Origin of the sequence: Paenibacillus sp. D9, from assembly GCF_001188365.1 — a bacterium.
Lineage (GTDB): Bacteria > Bacillota > Bacilli > Paenibacillales > Paenibacillaceae > Paenibacillus_O > Paenibacillus_O humicus.
In genome coordinates, this window is sequence record NZ_JZEJ01000001.1 from 1912462 (window position 1) to 1928729 (window position 16268).

A 16268-nucleotide genomic window follows, 5' to 3' on the forward strand; every position below is an offset into this window, starting at 1 on the left:
GGACTGGAAGAAGCCCCGCGGCTTCCGGCGCCAGAGGTCAGAATAAGAAGTACCTTTGCGCCATCGGCACGCTTTCCGCAGGCTCGCAGGCCGCATGGATACCGTCCACCGTCACCTTGTAGGTTTCCGGGTCGACCTCGATGACGGGGGTGGCGTCGTTGTGGATCATGTCTTTTTTGGATACTGTCCGGCAGCCCTTGACCGGCTCCACCCGCTTCTGCAGGCCGAGCCGCTCCGCGATGCCGCTGTCATGGGCCGCTTGGGAGACGAAGGTGATGCAGCTGCCGTATACCGCCCGGCCGTAAGCGGCGAACATCGGGCGGCCGAATACCGGCTGAGGCGTCGGAATCGAGGCGTTGGGATCGCCCATCTGGGCGAAGGCGATCATTCCGCCCTTCAGCACGAGATCGGGCTTCACTCCGAAGAACATCGGGCTCCAAAGCGCAAGATCGGCGAACTTTCCCGGTTCGATGGAGCCGACGAGATGGGAAACGCCATGGGTAATGGCCGGATTGATCGTGTATTTCGCCACATACCGCTTGATCCGGAAGTTGTCGCCATGCTCATCGTCCGGAGCCAGCGGCCCGCGCTGCTTCTTCATCTTGTCCGCCGTCTGCCAGGTGCGGATAATCACTTCCCCGACGCGTCCCATCGCCTGGGAATCGGAGCTCAGCATGCTGAATACCCCCATATCGTGCAGAATATCCTCGGCGGCGATCGTCTCGGGACGGATGCGCGAGTCGGCGAACGCCACATCCTCGGGGATGCGCGAATCCAGATGGTGGCAGACCATCAGCATATCCAGATGCTCCTCGATCGTGTTGACCGTGAATGGACGGGTCGGATTCGTGGAGCTGGGCAGCACGTTGAGCTCGCCCGCCGCGCGGATGATGTCGGGAGCATGCCCTCCTCCCGCGCCTTCGGTATGGTAGGTATGGATCGTCCTGCCGCCGATGGCGGCAAGCGTATCCTCCAGAAAGCCGGATTCGTTCAGCGTATCGGTATGGATCGCAACCTGCACATCGTATTGGTCGGCCGCCTTGAGGCAGGCGTCGATGGCGGCGGGAGTCGTGCCCCAGTCCTCATGCAGCTTGAGGCCGATCGCTCCCGCTTCGATCTGCTCGATCAGCGGACCCGTGAAGCTGGCGTTGCCCTTGCCGGTGAAGCCGAGATTCATCGGGAAAGCTTCGGCGGCCTCCAGCATGCGCCGCATATGCCAGGCGCCAGGCGTGCAGGTCGTGGCGTTGGTGCCCGTTGCCGGTCCCGTCCCGCCGCCGATCATCGTCGTGACCCCGGAGGAGAGCGCCGTCTCGATCTGCTGGGGACAAATGTAATGGATGTGGGCGTCGATGCCGCCCGCCGTGACGATCTTGCCTTCGGCGGCTATGACCTCCGTGCTCGCTCCGACCGTCATGCCCGGCGTGACGCCGTCCATGATATCCGGGTTGCCGGCCTTGCCGATTGCGACGATATGTCCGTCCCGAATGCCGATGTCGGCTTTGACGATGCCCCAATGGTCAATGATGACGGCATTCGTTATCAGCGTGTCCAGCACCCCCTCGCTGCGAAGCGCCCCGCTGGACTGGCCCATGCCGTCCCGGATGACCTTGCCGCCGCCGAACTTGCATTCGTCGCCGTACACCGTGTAATCCTTCTCGATGACAGCCCACAGCTCCGTATCGGCCAGCCTTACGGCATCTCCGGCGGTAGGGCCGAACATGTCCGCGTAGCTTTTGCGGTCCATCGATTTCATGCCTGCTCCCCCTCCCAAGCCTTGAGGCGGGCCCGCACCTCATCCGGCATGGCGCCGGCGACCGCCGGACCTCCGGTTATGCCGCTCAGCCCGAAGCCGAGCCGGCTTCCGCCGAGCTCGACGAGCTCGACCGGCTTCTCCTCGCCCGGCTCGAACCGCACGGCCGTGCCGGCAGGAATATTGAGCCTCATGCCGAAAGCCTGCTCGCGGTCGAAGCTCAGCCCGCGATTCACTTCGAAGAAATGGTAATGCGAGCCGACCTGGACCGGCCGGTCTCCTTGGTTGACGACAAACAGCTCTGCGGTCCGCCGGCCTTCGTTGAGCTTGATCTCTCCCGGCAATGTCCGGTATTCCCCTGGTATCACGGGCATTCCCCTTTCTTTCAAAAGCATGGCGCCTGCAGCAGCGGCAGCCGTCCTCGATCCGCCCTTCGGCTGCTGCCGGACGATCAGCCCGATATGGGCTGGTGCACCGTCACGAGCTTCGTCCCGTCAGGGAAGGTCGCTTCGACCTGAACCTCATGGATCATCTCCGGTATGCCTGCCATCACCTGGTCCCGGCGCAGGATCCGCGTGCCGTATTCCATCAGGCGCGCCACCGTAAGGCCGTCTCGGGCACCCTCCATGATCTCGGAAGTAATGAGCGCGATGCTCTCGGGATAATTGAGCTTGACCCCCCGGTCAAGCCGCCTGCGAGCCACGTCGGCGGCCATGGTAATGAGCAGCTTCTCTTTTTCCCGCTCGGTCAACTGCATCCCTTTCACCCCTTATGCCAGAATTAGTTCCATTATAGTCACGCCGGCGGCGGAAGTAAACATGTTATGTAAGGAAAGTTAACATCATTAAACCTTTCGCTCCATGCAAAAAAAGAAGCTTGCGCCTTAAGCGAAGCTTCCCGATTTCATGCCGCTATGCTGTTCCCTTCGATCTATCGACACTCGCGAACGGCTGCATCCCTACCAGATCCGCAGCAGAATATCGACCAATCCCACGTTTTTGCCGCCGTCTCCGCCTACCAGCAGAACGGCCATCAAGATAACCGCGCATGCCATGACCATCATCCACAGATGCCTCAAGGACGTCCCCTCCTCAGCGTCGTTGTCTGCTCCTATTGTAGCCGAGCCGGGAGAGGCATACCGTAACGTAATCCTAAAAATTTCTTAAGAAATCCTAAAGAGCGTCTAATGCTGTCGTTTCGCGTCCCTTTTCCGCCTGCGGGACAGCGGCGCCGGCCAGCGGGAGCCTGACCTGGAAGCTCGTCATGAAGGGATCGCTTGCCGCGGATATGGTTCCTCCATGCTGCTCTACTATGCCTTTGGCGATCGCCAGACCGAGTCCGGTGCCGCCGCTGCCGTCGCCTCTCGCCTTGTCGACCCGGTAGAACCGGTCGAACAAGTGCGGCAGATCGATGGACGGAATCATTTCCCCGTAATTGACCACTTCGACCACGGCTTCGCCTCCGGATGCCGAAGCGATCAGATCGACTCTGCCGCCATCCTTGCCGTATCGGATCGCGTTGGCGAGCAGATTCTCGAATACGCGCACCATTTTGTCGGAATCTCCCGTCACCATCAGCTTGTCGGCAGGCGCCCTCAGCTCCGTGTCCAGGCCCGCCTCCTCCAGCGGCACCCGGTACTGCAGCAGCAGCTGACGGAGCAGCTCCGTCAGATTGAAGGTCAGCTTGCGCTGCGGCGCGGTCTCATACCTCATCTTCGTGTAGTCGAACAGATCGTTGATCAGCACATGAAGCCGCTTGGACTTCTCGTAAGCGATGCTGACATAATGGCGCAGCTCCACTTCATCCCTGCACCGGTCCTGCTGGATCAGCCCGAGGTACCCGATGATGGAGGTGAGCGGCGTGCGCAGGTCATGGGAGACGTTCGTGATGAGCTCGCTCTTGGTCTGCTCCGCCCTGCGCTCCTCGTCCAGCGATAATTGCAGCTTGTGGACGAGATAGTTGATGTAGGAAGCGAGATCTCCCAGCTCGTTCTTCTGCCGGACGGGAACCTTGTAGCCGAAATGCCCGTCGGCGATATAGCGGACGCTGCGGCTGACGTCGCGGAAATACCGGAACTGCCGCTGCTGCAGCAGCAGCAAATAAACGAGGAACAGGATCAGAGCCAGTATGACGAGCGTAAAATCGCCCAGCTGGTCGATCATCAGATGGGCGAAGGAGCGCAGCGACGGGAACGTCACCGCCAGCCTCTCGGCGGCGATGACCACGAGCGCGGAGGTGATGACCGCCAGAGCTGCGCTTGCCGCCAGATGGACGAGCAGGCGGACCGTCATGTCCTTGACGATATTGTCATCCTTCAATTTTGTAGCCTACCCCCCATACGGTCACGATGAACTTGTCTCCGGTTTCCTGCTCGAGCTTGTCCCTCAGCTTGCTGATATGGACCATAACCGTATTGTTGGACTCGTAGAACTTCTCTTTCCATACTTGCTGGAAGATGTCCTCCGCGCTGAATACCCGCCCCGGATGCGAGGCGAGCAGATGAAGAATGGCGAACTCGGTGCTCGTCAGATGCATCTGCCTGCCGTCCGCGCGCAGGACGACGGCATGGGTGCTCTTGTCGATGCGCAGCGGCCCGAGGTCGACCGCCTCCTCCGCATCCGCGCCTCCGGCCTGCGAGGACTTCGGATACTGATAAGCCCGCCTGAGCAGCGATTTCACCCTTGCGACCAGCTCCAGCGGATTGAACGGCTTGACCATGTAGTCATCCGCTCCCGTCATGAGTCCCATGATCTTGTCCATGTCCTCGGCCTTGGCGCTCAGCATGAGGATCGGAACGGGAACTTCGTGGTCCTTGCGGATTCTTCGGCATACCTCGAGGCCGCTCAGCTTCGGCATCATGATATCGAGAACGACCAGATGGTAGGACCCGTCCGCAAGCAGCGCGAGCGCTTCCTCGCCGTCATGGGCGGTTGCCGTCTGGTAGCCTTCATTGGATAGATAAATTTGGATCAATTCTGCAATTTCACGGTCGTCGTCGACGATCAGCAGCTTTTTCACAACCGATACCACCCCTTACAGCCACTATACCGCAGAGCCGGGCGGCTTGAAAGGCATGGCGGCCAATCGTCAGACAGGTTTAAGTTTTCCTTTAGGTTTCCTTTAACATGCAGCAGAAAGACCCCGCTCCTGCGCCATGCAGGGACGGGGTTCTCCATACGGCCGCGGATGCGGGGAAGGAGATCAGCTCTTGTCGCTGGCCGCCTTATCCGTAATATTGATCAGATTCTGGTCCGGGTTGTACCAGCAATAGGCGCCAAGCGACTCGGATACGAACCGCAGCGGCACCATCGTCGCCCCGCTCAGGTTGCGCGCCGGCACGTCCAGCTCGACCTTGTTGCCGTTGATGGAGGCCGCCGTCTTGTTGACGGTCAGCTCGATCGTCATCGTCCCTTTCGTCGCCTTGATGCTCTGGTCGAACTGGTTCCATTCCACCTGAGCGCCCATCGCTTCGAACACGCCGCGGAGCGGGACGAGAGTTCTGCCTTTCTCGATGACCGGATCATGGTTCATGTCGTAGCTGATGCCATTAATTAAAATTTTCGGCAGATCCTTTGCCGCCTCGGCTTGAGCGGGAGCCAGCAGTCCTGCTCCGGCAACAAGAGCGGCCGCTGCGATTGCGGCGGCTGGCTTCAGCTTGCGGACGCCGGGGGATGCTGGACGGACGAAGAAACGGTGAATGGGACTCATGGATGGGTTTGCCTCCTTTGGCAATGGACGGAATGAAAGGCTCTGATTGATATTAAACCGCTTTCGGCCGGTAAAAACCGAGGCATGTTCTTCATTTTGCGGCCGCATCATCGAAGCGAAGCATCAATGCGGCAATCTGTAGTCAAGCCTTCCCTACTATGGTAGAATCATAGAACGATGTTATTCCTGGGAGGGACAGTCATGGCACCGAAGAAAATGCGTTCCGATATGATCAAGAAGGGCTTCGACCGCGCTCCGCACCGCAGCCTGCTGCGCGCCGCCGGCGTCAAGGAAGAAGATTTCGACAAGCCGTTCATCGCCGTCTGCAATTCCTACATCGATATTATTCCAGGCCACGTGCATCTCCAAGAATTCGGCAAAGTCGTCAAGGAAGCGATCCGCGAAGCCGGCGGCGTGCCGTTCGAGTTCAACACGATCGGCGTCGACGACGGCATCGCTATGGGCCACATCGGCATGCGCTACTCGCTCGCCAGCCGCGAGATCATCGCCGACTCCGTCGAGACGGTCGTCAACGCGCACTGGTTCGACGGCATGGTATGCATCCCCAACTGCGACAAGATCACCCCCGGCATGATGATGGGCATGCTGCGCGTCAACATCCCGTCCATCATGGTGAGCGGCGGCCCGATGAAGGCCGGACGCACCAGCGATGGACGCGCGATTTCCCTGACGAGCGTATTCGAGGGAGTCGGCCAGTTCATGGCCGGCAAGATCGACGAGGTCGGCCTGACCGAGCTGGAGCAGTTCGGCTGTCCGACATGCGGCTCCTGTTCCGGCATGTTCACGGCCAACTCCATGAACTGCCTCGCCGAGGCGCTCGGAATCGCTCTTCCAGGCAACGGCTCCATTCTCGCCGTCTCGCCGGAGCGCAAGGATTTCGTCCGCGAATCCGCCCGCCAGCTCATGAAGCTGATCGAGCTCGATCTGCGTCCGCGCGATATCGTAACCGCCGAAGCCATCGACAACGCCTTCGCGCTGGATATGGCCATGGGGGGCTCCACCAACACCGTTCTGCACACGCTCGCCATCGCCCATGAAGCCGGCATCGACTACCCGATCGCCCGCATCAACGAGGTCGCCAACCGCGTGCCGCATCTGTCCAAGCTGGCCCCTGCCTCCGACCTCCACATGGAGGACGTGCATGACGCCGGCGGCGTAAGCGCCGTTCTGAACGAGCTGCTCAAGAAGGAAGGCGCGCTTCACACGGAATGCATCACCGTCACCGGCAAGACGATCCGCGAGAACGTCGAGAATACGGAAGTGAAGCGCCGCGACGTCGTCCGTCCGATCGACGACCCGCATTCCGAGCGCGGCGGCCTGGCCGTCCTCTTCGGCAACCTGGCGCCGGACGGCGCGATCATCAAGGTCGGCGCCGTAGACAAATCCGTCGGCGGCTACCACCGCGGACCGGCCATCTGCTTCGACTCCCAGGACGCGGTTCTGGAAGGGCTGAGCAAAGGTCTCGTCAAGGAAGGCCATGTCGTGGTCATCCGCTACGAAGGACCGAAGGGCGGTCCCGGCATGCCGGAAATGCTCGCCCCTACATCCCAGATCGTGGGCATGGGACTCGGAGCCAAGGTCGGCCTCATCACCGACGGCCGCTTCTCCGGCGCTTCGCGCGGCATCAGCATCGGCCATATCTCGCCTGAAGCAGCCGACGGCGGCCCGCTCGCCTTCGTCAACGACGGCGACATCATCGAGCTGGACATGAACAACCGGACGATCCAGCTGGAGATCAGCGACGAGGAAATGGCCAAGCGCCGCGCCGAATGGGCCGGCTTCGAGCCGAAGATCAAGCGCGGCTACCTCGCCCGCTACTCCCATCTGGTTACTTCCGCCAGCACCGGCGGCGTCATGAGAATCTAATTCAAGCCATAACCGAACAATCCCCCTGCGCTTGCCGCAGGGGGATTGTTTTTCGTTCCGTTTCCATGGTGCAGATCAAGCTTTCAAGCCTCCGGCCATGACCATCGTGCCGCGCGGCGCGGTGCCGAACGCATCCGGCTCCAGCGTGATCGCCACCTGATCGAAGGAATCCGGCTGGAAGGTGAACGTAATGGCGCCGGAGCCGTTCACCGGCTTGAACGTGCCCGCATTCACAGGCTTGTCGCCCTTGATGAGCCATACCTGGAAAGCCTGGCTGTCCTTAAGCGCCGGAAGCTTGCTGGCCTGCACGATCAAGTGCGTGCCCTTGGCATCCACGACGATGTAGGCCTGCCCTTTGGCGACCATATTCTTGACCGGCTTGAGCGAGATGATCTGGCTCACCGCCGCGTCGGCCGACGGCTTCATCACTTCCTGCAGCTCCGACTGGGCCTGCACCAGATTCTGCTTGGCCGCCTCAAGTTCGCCCGAAAGCAGCTCATTCCTTTTGCTGAGGCTGTCCATGCGCTGGGCGAGGGTGCCGCAGACAAGCAGCATGACCGCTGCCGCTCCGGCCAGAAGCGCCACCAGGCGCGGCCTGCGTCCGCCGGCTGCAGCGGTCCTTCTGCCGCTTCCGGCGTTCGAAGTCCAGGCCGCTGAGCCTGCGTCCGCGCTCCTCTTGCTTGCGGAACCAGCTTCAGTCCGCCGGCGCCCGGAAGCCTCCTCATCAGGACTATCGACCTCCGCCCTGGCTGCATCGACTTGCCTTCCCAAGCCCGGCTCCTGAGCGCCGCTTCGGCCGAGCACCGCTCCCAGCACTCGTTTCTTCATTCCCTCGGGAGGCTCGACCGGATCGACCGCCAGCGGCAGCAGATTCATCAGCTTCCGCAGCTCCTGCAGCTCCGCGCCGCATTCAGCGCACTGTTCCAGATGCTCTTCGAATGCGGCGCGCTCGGCGGCGTCAAGCGCTCCTGCCGCGTACAGCTCCACATTGTCGCATTCCGTGTTTTTGCCATGCGGCTGATATGGCTGGCTTGTCATGATCGAACCCCCTCTCTCCAGACTTCCCCGAGACTTTTGCGCAGCTGCCTAAGCGCAAGCCGGACCCGGCTTTTGACGGTGCCCAGCGGAATATGATGCAGCTCGGAAATTTCCTGCTGCGTGTATCCCCCGTAATAAACCCACTCCAGCACCCGCTTCTGCTCCTCGTTCAGCTCCGCCAGCGCTTCCTTCACATGCTCCGCCATGAGCCTGTCCATCGCGGCCTGCTCCGTCGTCTCCGGGTCCTTGACCCCCTGCCAGTCCTCCTCGGACCCCGACGCCGCCGGACGGCGGTCGCGCTTGCGGATCCAGTCGATGGAGAGGTTGCGGGCCAGCGTGAATATCCAGGTGCTCACTTTGCCGGTGCGCTGGTTCATGTCAAATGAATCGGCATGATTCCATACTTTGAAAAAAAGCTCCTGCACGATCTCCTCCGCCGCCATGACGTCTCCGACGATGCGGTAGACAAAGGAGTATACGGGCCGCTCGTATCGATCATACAGCTGCTCGAGAGCATCGCTGTCCTTCGCCGCTATCCGTTGGAGGAGCTGCTCCTCCCAAGCCGTTTCGCTCATTGTTTCCTCTCCTTCCCGCTTCTCCCATCATAGAGCCTTTCCCGCCCGAAAGTCCAATGGATTAAGGACACAAAAAAAGACTGCTTCACGGAGAGAGCTGCGCTCCGAAAAGCAGTCTTGCCGGCCCAATGAGCCGAGCTTCAGGAAGCGCTCGGGCTTCCGCTCGCGACCGGCTCGACCGAGGCTCCCGGCTCGGCGGCCGGAACAGCCGCGGAGCCCTTCGGCTGCCTGGCCGTTTGCGGGCTGTCCGCATCGCGGGAAGAGGATGGCGTCCGGGCGGCATGCCGCAGTATATCCTCGCGCGACATCAGCAGCATGCGCGGTGTCATCGGCTTTTTGTCTCTTGCCTTGCCTTTGCGGCCGGCGGCTTTTTTCTTCGGCCTTGCCGTGAGAACCCGGAACAGAATACGAAGATAAATTCGGGATGCTTTGGCAAATAAATTCTCAGGAAGGTCGAATACCTGGAACCCGAGCCTGTCGGTTCCCCTATGGATCATGGTGACGCCATAAATAGCCTTGACGGAGCTCGTTTCAGGATCGTTCAGAACCTGCCTCGACAAGGCGGGAAGCGCCGTCTCCATCTCTCGGATCAAGTGGATGATGACGGCCATGGGGGAGGCCGAGCGTCCCGATACCCTGCGCAGCATGTCGTTGTCGAGATGAATCTCGGCGACGGAGTCGCCTTTGCGGATGACCGCGCCTTCCTTCAACTCCACCTCGGGACCGTTGTACGTCGTCTTGCGGTAGTAGAAGACCGTCCTGTCTCCCGAGCCCCGAACGGCCTTCAGCCGGAATGCGAGGTGGAACAGCTTCTCGTACTGCAGCCATGTCCATGCCGCCGCCCGTCCGATCAGGCCCGGCCTCGCTTCCTTGGCCTTGTCCGTGATCGCCATCATCTCCTCGATTCCGACAAATCGGAAGCCTCGACGGCTTCCTTCCTCCAGGTAAACGGTCAGCGCCTCCAGCATTTGCGCCGGGGCTTCCGCATCCGCGCCTAGAGTGAGCCCGCAGTCGTGCAGCAGCACCACCTCGCCCGGCCTCAGCTTCTTGAGCAGCCGTTCCGTGAGCCGATCGGCATTATCGTGGGCTTTCCAGTCGCCGAAGATGCCGGACCAGAGCACGATTTTATACTGGCCTTTTTTGGAGAAATCGAACAGGTTCACAATTCCCCACGGCGGGCGGTAGTAGGCCGGCTTCAGCCCGGCTGCCGCTTCGATGATCTCCGCCGTCCGTTGTATCTGCTTTCTCACCGTAGCAGGCCTCATCAGCCAGTTGGTCTTGTGCACATAGTTGTGGATTCCGATCGTATGCCCTTCGTCCCGCATGCGCTGAAGAAGCTCTGGGTGTCTCTCCGCATGGGATCCGACGACAAAAAAAGTCGCCTTGGCTCCGTGCCTGGCGAGCAAATCGAGAAGCTTGGGCGTATAAACGGGATCGGGCCCGTCATCGAACGTCAAGGCGATCTCCCGTTCCGTGAGGCCTTTTTTGAACACTCGGAATCCGAACATGCGGCTGACCAGCCCCGGGAGAAAAGCATACAGCGTCAAAAAGTAGAATCCCCAGACAAGCAAATTCTCCATGTTCTTTTCCCCACCATATTCTCTGTATTCTGTCGATTCCGGACACAAGCCCTCCGGAAGTCCATTGAAGTCAACATCCATTGTACCATAGTCCACGGGCAAAAAAAGCCTATCATCTCTAAAACTATAGTACAATACAGACAGAAATATGCTCGTACACCGATATCTGGAGAAGGAGAACTAGACAGCATGCTGACCTTTTACCGCAAGTACTGGAGGACGGCTTTCGACATCGGCCTGATCGTCCTCACGGTTTACCTGATCATGCTATTATTCAGCTTTTTGTATTCCATCGCAGCCCCGATCTTCCTCTCGCTGCTCATCTTCGTCATCATCGAGCCATTGGCCAAAGCCTTGAACCGGATCGGCATCAAAAAGTCTCTGGCCTCGGCCGTTTCCATCCTGATTTTCTCCGCGCTCGTTCTCGGCCTGTTCTTTGGAGCCGGCTATATCGTCGTCAAGGAAGCCACCGCGCTTGCGGACAAGCTTCCGGAGTACCAGAGCATGCTCGTCGCCAAGGTCAATGCCGGATCGGATTGGCTCAAGGAGCAGGTAGGAGCCCTGCCTCCGGGATCGGTCGACAAGCTGCAGGAATACGTCGACTCCCTTACCCTGTGGGGACAAAAAGTAGCCAAAGGCTTCCTCTTCAGCGCGGCGGGATACCTGTCCTCGGTCTCCGCCTTTATGTTTAACTTTATCGTCGGAATCATACTCGCTTATTTCCTCAGCATCGAGATCGGCGACTGGAAAAAAATCGCCCGGGACAAAACGCCCCGGACGTTCAAGAAAGCGTTCGAATTTCTGCGCCTCAACGTCTTCTCGGGCATTACGGCTTACTTGAAAGCGCAGATGAAGCTGATCTCCATCACCTTCCTCGTCGTATTCGTGTCCCTCCTTCTGCTCGGAGTCGACAACGCGCTCACGATATCGGTGCTTGCCGCTGTGTTCGACATTCTGCCGCTCCTCGGAGTCGGAACGGTATTCATTCCCTGGATCATCTATCTGCTGGCTGTCGGGGATTTCAATCTGGCCATCTGGCTGACCGTCCTGTTCCTCGTCATCGTGCTTGCCCGGCAGATTCTGGAGCCGCTCATTACCGGAGATACGCTCGGCGTCTCCGCCTTCACGATGCTGGCGTTCATGGTCATCTCCCTGTCGCTGTTCGGCGTCGCCGGCGTCATCCTCTCGCCCGTGCTTCTCATTCTTGTCAAAGCGTTGTACGATCAGGGCTATCTGAGGCGATGGATCACTCCGCCCAAGGATGAATATGATCTGCCCGACTATGGAAGGCCCGATCCGCCTGCAGAGGCGTGAAACTATCGGGGAAGTCCCGACAATCGCCGGAAAAAAAGTTCGGCCTAAAGTTAAGCTCTTAGCTTGGCCTTAGCTTGGCCTTGCTCGGCCATTGAAATTCGGCTCGATATCAAGCGATTCCCGTCAAGGCAGCCGCTCCGCGCCGGAGGCTTCCCAGGCAGCCAGCGCATCCATGACGCTGCCGAACAGCCTCGCCGCCTGATTCGGACTGCCCTCCGGCCGGTTCTCGGCCAGCACCGCGACGGCATACCGGGGGCTGCGGACAGGGCCGTAGCCGGCGAACCATTGATGGTTGCCCTGTCCGGGCCGTCCTGTCTCCGCTGTCCCGGACTTGCCGGCCAGCTGCCAGGACCTGCGCTGCAGGGAACGTCCCGTCCCTCCGCTTACGACCGCCTCCATGCCTTTGCGCAGAGCTGCCGCCGTAGCCGGGGTTATGCGTCCGTACGGCGACTCCAGCTCATGGGCCGGCATCCGGGCCAGCAGCTGCCCGTCCGCATATCGGATTTCCCGGAGCAGCCTCGGCTCGAGGACCTGACCGCCATGCAGAAGAGTGACCATCAGATTGGCCGCCTGAAGCGGGGACGCCAGCACATCCTGCTGGCCGATTCCCGTCCGGGCAAGCTCGCCTCTCGACCGTTCGCCCGGCGTTCCCCCTTGGCGGAACACTTGGCCCGATTCTTCTTCCCACAGAAGCCGCAGCGGACCCTTGAGGGGCCCTGCGGCTTCTCCGTTCTCCAGGCTCCAGCCTACCCTCTTGCCAAGTCCGAGCCGGTCTGCGGTGATCCGGATCTGGGAGGGGGTCAGCCGCTCGGCGAGCCCGGCAAAAACGATATTGCAGGATTGCGCCAGTCCTTGCCGCAGCGTAACGAGTCCATGGCCACCCTCTTTCCAGCAGGACAGTCCGTAACGGCCATATTGGCCGGGACAGAAAAACCTCTCTCCCTCGCTCGTCACGCCTGCCTCCAGCGCCGCCGCTTCCGTAACCAATTTGAAGATCGAGCCCGGCGTGAACGCTTTGACACCGTGATTTTCCGTCCCGGACAGGGAGCCGTCCAGCTTGAGCGGGTTAAAGGAAGGCATCGATACCATCGCAACGATGTCGGCATTGCGGACATCCAGCACGACGACAGCCCCTTTGGCGAGCCCTTCCAGACGGGCCATCCTTTCCAGCTCCCGCTGCAAGGGAAGGCTGATGGTGGTAACGGCTTGAAGCGGATAGAGAGGCGTAGACGGGCGCGTGAGCGTCATGTCCAGCCCCTTGAGCGGAGCCCCTCCTCCGTCCGTGAAATATCGGGCGTAGGACGGACCCGTTCCTCTCAGCACTTTATCCAGCGACAGCTCCAGACCCGCTCCACCCGTTACATCGGAAAGGGCCGCCTTGCCCTTTTGCAGCTGCTTGGCGTACAATTCCCGAATCCGATCTGGATTTTCGCTGACATAACCGATCGCCTGGATTCCGCTTTCCCCTTCCGGATACCGCGCCCGAAACGGCAGCACCGCCACCCCTTCGATCCGCAGGCCGGCCAGCTCCCGCTCCTGCGCAGCGCTTAGCCGGCGCGGAATTCCCGACCCGGCATCCTGCCAGAATTCAGGCGACTTCAGGGCGGACAGCTTCTTCGTCAGCTCCTCCCTCCCGATGCCCATGATCCGCGCGAGGACGGAGAGATCTCTGCCCGTTCCTCTGCTCGCCGATGAAGGCAAGGGGAACAGCGCAAGCGAGCGGTAGGAGAAGCCCGTCAGCGGCAGCCCCGAACGGTCGCGAAAGTCTCCCCTCCCGGAATCAAGCCGGAGGCTTTGGCTGTGCAGCTGCAGCGGGCCGGCGGGCCGGCGCTGCCCGCCAGCCGGACTGCCGGAAGCGTGTCGGGAAGGAAGGAGATCAATCCAGGCAAGGCGGGCCATGCATACAAGCATGACGAACGTAATCAAGCAAGCAGCGGTTCTCAAGCGGCGTACGGACATAGGATGACCTCCGAATATCAAATCGATTGATTCTGTATTCCAGCATTCCCCATCGACCGTTCGGCTAACAGCAGGAAAACGAACAAAGCCAAAGCCCCTTTGCTCTCGGCAAAGGGGCTTCATGTTCTTTCTTGCTTCTGCTTCTGCTTCTGCTTCTGCTTCTGCTTCTGCTTCTGCTTCTGCTTCTGCTTCTGCTTCTTCTGCTTCTGCTTCTTGCTTCTTTTTCTTTCTTGCTTCTGCTTCTTGCTTGGCCGTGTTCCTATTCCGTCCGGAACCTCTCCAGAGATTTCTGCAGCGAACGCGACACTTCCTCCAGCTTGGAGGATAGATTCACAAGCCCTTCGCTTACGCCGAGCTGCTCGCTGCTCAGAGACGCGACCTCCTCCGACGTCGCCGAAGACTGCTCCGCCACGGCGCTTACGCTGCCCATCGCCTCGCTCAGCTGCGCCTGCGTCTCGTCCAGCGTCATGATCGCCTCCGTCACGCCGTCCAGGCTTCTCGCCAGATCCGCCATCCTCGTCTGCACGTCCAGGAAGATTCCGTTCGCTTCCCGCACCGATCCGATCTGCTCCTGGAAGATCGGCTGCGCCTCCGACAGCACCGACACCGTCTCGTCGATCTCGCGCTGGATCGTATCGGTGATGCCTTCCACCACGCTGATCGATTCCCGCGACTGCTCGGCCAGCTGCCGGATTTCCCCGGCTACGACCATGAACCCTTTGCCTGCCGCTCCCGCGCGCGCCGCCTCGATCGATGCGTTCAGCGACAGGATGTTCGTCTGCTTCGCCACGCTTCCAAGCACGTCCAGTATTTTGCGGATCGAGCGCGTGCTGTCCTTCAGCCGGTCGACCTTCTCCGCCATCCCGCGCACCATGCTCTCCGCCAGGCCGGTCTGGTCGATCAGCGCCGCCATATGGCCGGTTCCCTGCGCACCGGCTGCCTCCATCTCGCCGGCAGCCGCGATCATGCCGTCATTGGACAGCTTCACCCGGCGCATGCTCTCGTCCATGCCGGTCGTCAGGTCGCTGCCCTTCTCCGCCTCCATCGCCAGGCTGGTCGCCCCGCCCGCGATCTCCTCCGTCGCCGCCGCGATTTCCCGCGCCGCTCCGGCCGTCCGGCGGGACGACTGCCCGACCTCTCCCGCGGTTGACAGCACCAGCTCCGCGCTTTCCCTCGCCTGCTGCACAAGGCCGGTGATCTGCTCCATCATCTCGTTGAAGCTTGAAGACAGCTGTCCGATCTCATCCTGCGAGCGATGGTGAGAGCGTATCGCCAGATTGCCCTTCTTCCCTTCGTTCATCAGGTTGCGCATCAGCCGCAGCGGACGTCCGACGGAGAAGATGACATAGAATCCGACAAGCATGGCGAGAACGGCTGCAGCTGCAGCAATAATCCAGGTCGTGCGCGATATTTGCTTGGCGTCCTTCACCAGCTCTGCGGTAGGCAGCATCGCGACGACCTTCCAGTCGTTCACTTGAAGCTTGTTGTAGATCGTCAGCACTTGACCCGCCGGACTATCCGCGCGGAAGCTACCGCTTTCAGCGTCCGATGGCGCATTGAAATTGAAGGTTTTGGCTTCGCCGCCTTCTGTGCCGTCCTCTGCCGCCATCGAATCCGAGAGCACGGCCTTGTCCGCTCCCAACAGGGCTACCCGGCTGTCGCTGCCGAGATTGATCGCATTGAGCTGATCCGAGATCAGCGACTCCCGCAGCTCGATCAGCATGACGAAAGCGTTCGTGCCCGAAGGAGATTTGATGACGCGCGCGAGCCCGATCGAAGGCTTGTCGCCATTTTCCTGGAAGCCCTTTGGCTGCGTCGGAATCCAGATCGGAAGTCCGTTCTGCTCGATCGCCGCTTTGACCCAGGCCGATTCCTTGACCTTCTCGTAGTTGAGATTGCCTGTGCCTAGAACCTGCGTCTTGGCATGGGGATCGATCGGGACGAAGTTGACATTGAGCACGCCCTTGTTGGACATGGCCATCCCCGAGAGCTTGTCCGTAAGGACGCGTTGAGCGGAGAACACTCCATACTCATCGACCGTCGAGCTGAAGAATTCCCCTACATTGGACTGAATTTCCTTGTCCGTAAGGAATTGGACCGAGTAATTGAGGTAGTTGTCCAAAATCAAATCCAGCTTGCCGGCGATCTGACTGACCGTCTCTTCTGTGGAAGCGCTAACCTTTTTTTCGATCACATTCTTGGAAATGCCGTAAGAGATTTGACCTACGGACAGAACGCAAACGAGAATACTGACAAAAACGATCAAAAACAGCTTGGCGCTTACATAACGCAGCGGGTTCAGCTTCATGGCATTTTCCATCCTCCAGCTTAGCGGTTGTTTTGTTTCCTTAATATCGGATTCTGATGCGGAGAAGTTTACATTTAAAATAAATACCTGTGCCCTGCGCACCTTGACAGCTTATTTTTCGTCGTTCAGGTAAACAAAAGGCGGGCTTC

Annotated in this window: 13 protein-coding genes; 2 read left to right on the forward strand and 11 right to left on the reverse strand. The window is 60.1% G+C overall.

Translation table 11 applies throughout. The annotated features are described in order from the left end of the window. Window positions 1-37 precede the first annotated feature (37 nt). The 6 genes from ureC to VE23_RS08840 form a co-directional block, all read right to left on the reverse strand. Window positions 38-1753 (reverse strand): urease subunit alpha, encoded by a 1716-nt coding sequence (gene ureC / locus VE23_RS08815; RefSeq protein ID WP_049867801.1) that lies wholly within the window; start codon window positions 1751-1753, stop codon window positions 38-40. Beyond that, entirely contained in the window at window positions 1750-2118 is a 369-nt protein-coding gene (locus VE23_RS08820; RefSeq protein ID WP_048749632.1) for an urease subunit beta, read from the reverse strand. Before VE23_RS08820 ends, ureC begins: the two co-directional genes overlap by 4 nt. A gap of 83 nt (window positions 2119-2201) precedes the next feature. Next, entirely contained in the window at window positions 2202-2507 is a 306-nt protein-coding gene (locus tag VE23_RS08825) for an urease subunit gamma (RefSeq protein WP_048749618.1), read from the reverse strand. Window positions 2508-2922: 415 nt separating this feature from the next. Next, window positions 2923-4068 carry a sensor histidine kinase gene (locus VE23_RS08830; RefSeq protein WP_021877856.1) on the reverse strand — a complete coding sequence of 382 codons (1146 nt, stop codon included), beginning with the start codon at window positions 4066-4068 and terminating at the stop codon, window positions 2923-2925. Continuing rightward, window positions 4058-4768: a response regulator transcription factor gene (locus VE23_RS08835; RefSeq protein ID WP_048749621.1), complete on the reverse strand. Its 711-nt coding sequence runs from the start codon at window positions 4766-4768 to the stop codon at window positions 4058-4060. The genes VE23_RS08830 and VE23_RS08835 overlap by 11 nt, the downstream gene beginning before the upstream one ends. A 183-nt stretch (window positions 4769-4951) precedes the next feature. After that, entirely contained in the window at window positions 4952-5458 is a 507-nt protein-coding gene (locus VE23_RS08840) for a copper amine oxidase N-terminal domain-containing protein (protein ID WP_049867802.1), read from the reverse strand. 201 nt (window positions 5459-5659) lie between these two features. Here VE23_RS08840 and ilvD point away from each other — a divergent pair, with 201 nt between their 5' ends. Further along, window positions 5660-7345 carry a dihydroxy-acid dehydratase gene (gene ilvD / locus VE23_RS08845; protein ID WP_232313321.1) on the forward strand — a complete coding sequence of 562 codons (1686 nt, stop codon included), beginning with the start codon at window positions 5660-5662 and terminating at the stop codon, window positions 7343-7345. Between the two features lie 75 nt (window positions 7346-7420). Here the strand turns inward: ilvD and VE23_RS08850 are convergent, their stop codons facing one another. The 3 genes from VE23_RS08850 to VE23_RS08860 form a co-directional block, all read right to left on the reverse strand. Then, window positions 7421-8383: an anti-sigma factor domain-containing protein gene (locus tag VE23_RS08850; RefSeq protein ID WP_049867803.1), complete on the reverse strand. Its 963-nt coding sequence runs from the start codon at window positions 8381-8383 to the stop codon at window positions 7421-7423. Next, a complete protein-coding gene (locus VE23_RS08855; RefSeq protein WP_021877850.1) occupies window positions 8380-8958 on the reverse strand; it encodes an RNA polymerase sigma factor in 579 nt (192 codons plus the stop codon). Before VE23_RS08855 ends, VE23_RS08850 begins: the two co-directional genes overlap by 4 nt. Window positions 8959-9098: 140 nt before the next feature. Beyond that, the gene (locus VE23_RS08860; protein WP_049867804.1) at window positions 9099-10538 is read right to left on the reverse strand and encodes a polysaccharide deacetylase family protein; all 1440 of its coding nucleotides are present in this window, start codon (window positions 10536-10538) and stop codon (window positions 9099-9101) included. 189 nt (window positions 10539-10727) lie between these two features. Here VE23_RS08860 and VE23_RS08865 point away from each other — a divergent pair, with 189 nt between their 5' ends. After that, window positions 10728-11852 carry an AI-2E family transporter gene (locus VE23_RS08865; RefSeq protein WP_049867805.1) on the forward strand — a complete coding sequence of 375 codons (1125 nt, stop codon included), beginning with the start codon at window positions 10728-10730 and terminating at the stop codon, window positions 11850-11852. Window positions 11853-11975: 123 nt separating this feature from the next. On the opposite strand, the gene VE23_RS08870 is transcribed toward VE23_RS08865, so the two are convergent. Together VE23_RS08870 and VE23_RS08875 are read right to left on the reverse strand one after the other, a co-directional pair. Beyond that, window positions 11976-13811 (reverse strand): peptidoglycan D,D-transpeptidase FtsI family protein, encoded by a 1836-nt coding sequence (locus VE23_RS08870; protein ID WP_049867806.1) that lies wholly within the window; start codon window positions 13809-13811, stop codon window positions 11976-11978. A 259-nt stretch (window positions 13812-14070) separates the two neighbouring features. Continuing rightward, complete coding sequence (locus VE23_RS08875) at window positions 14071-16119, reverse strand: methyl-accepting chemotaxis protein (protein ID WP_069202445.1); 2049 nt, start codon at window positions 16117-16119, stop codon at window positions 14071-14073. Window positions 16120-16268 lie beyond the last annotated feature (149 nt).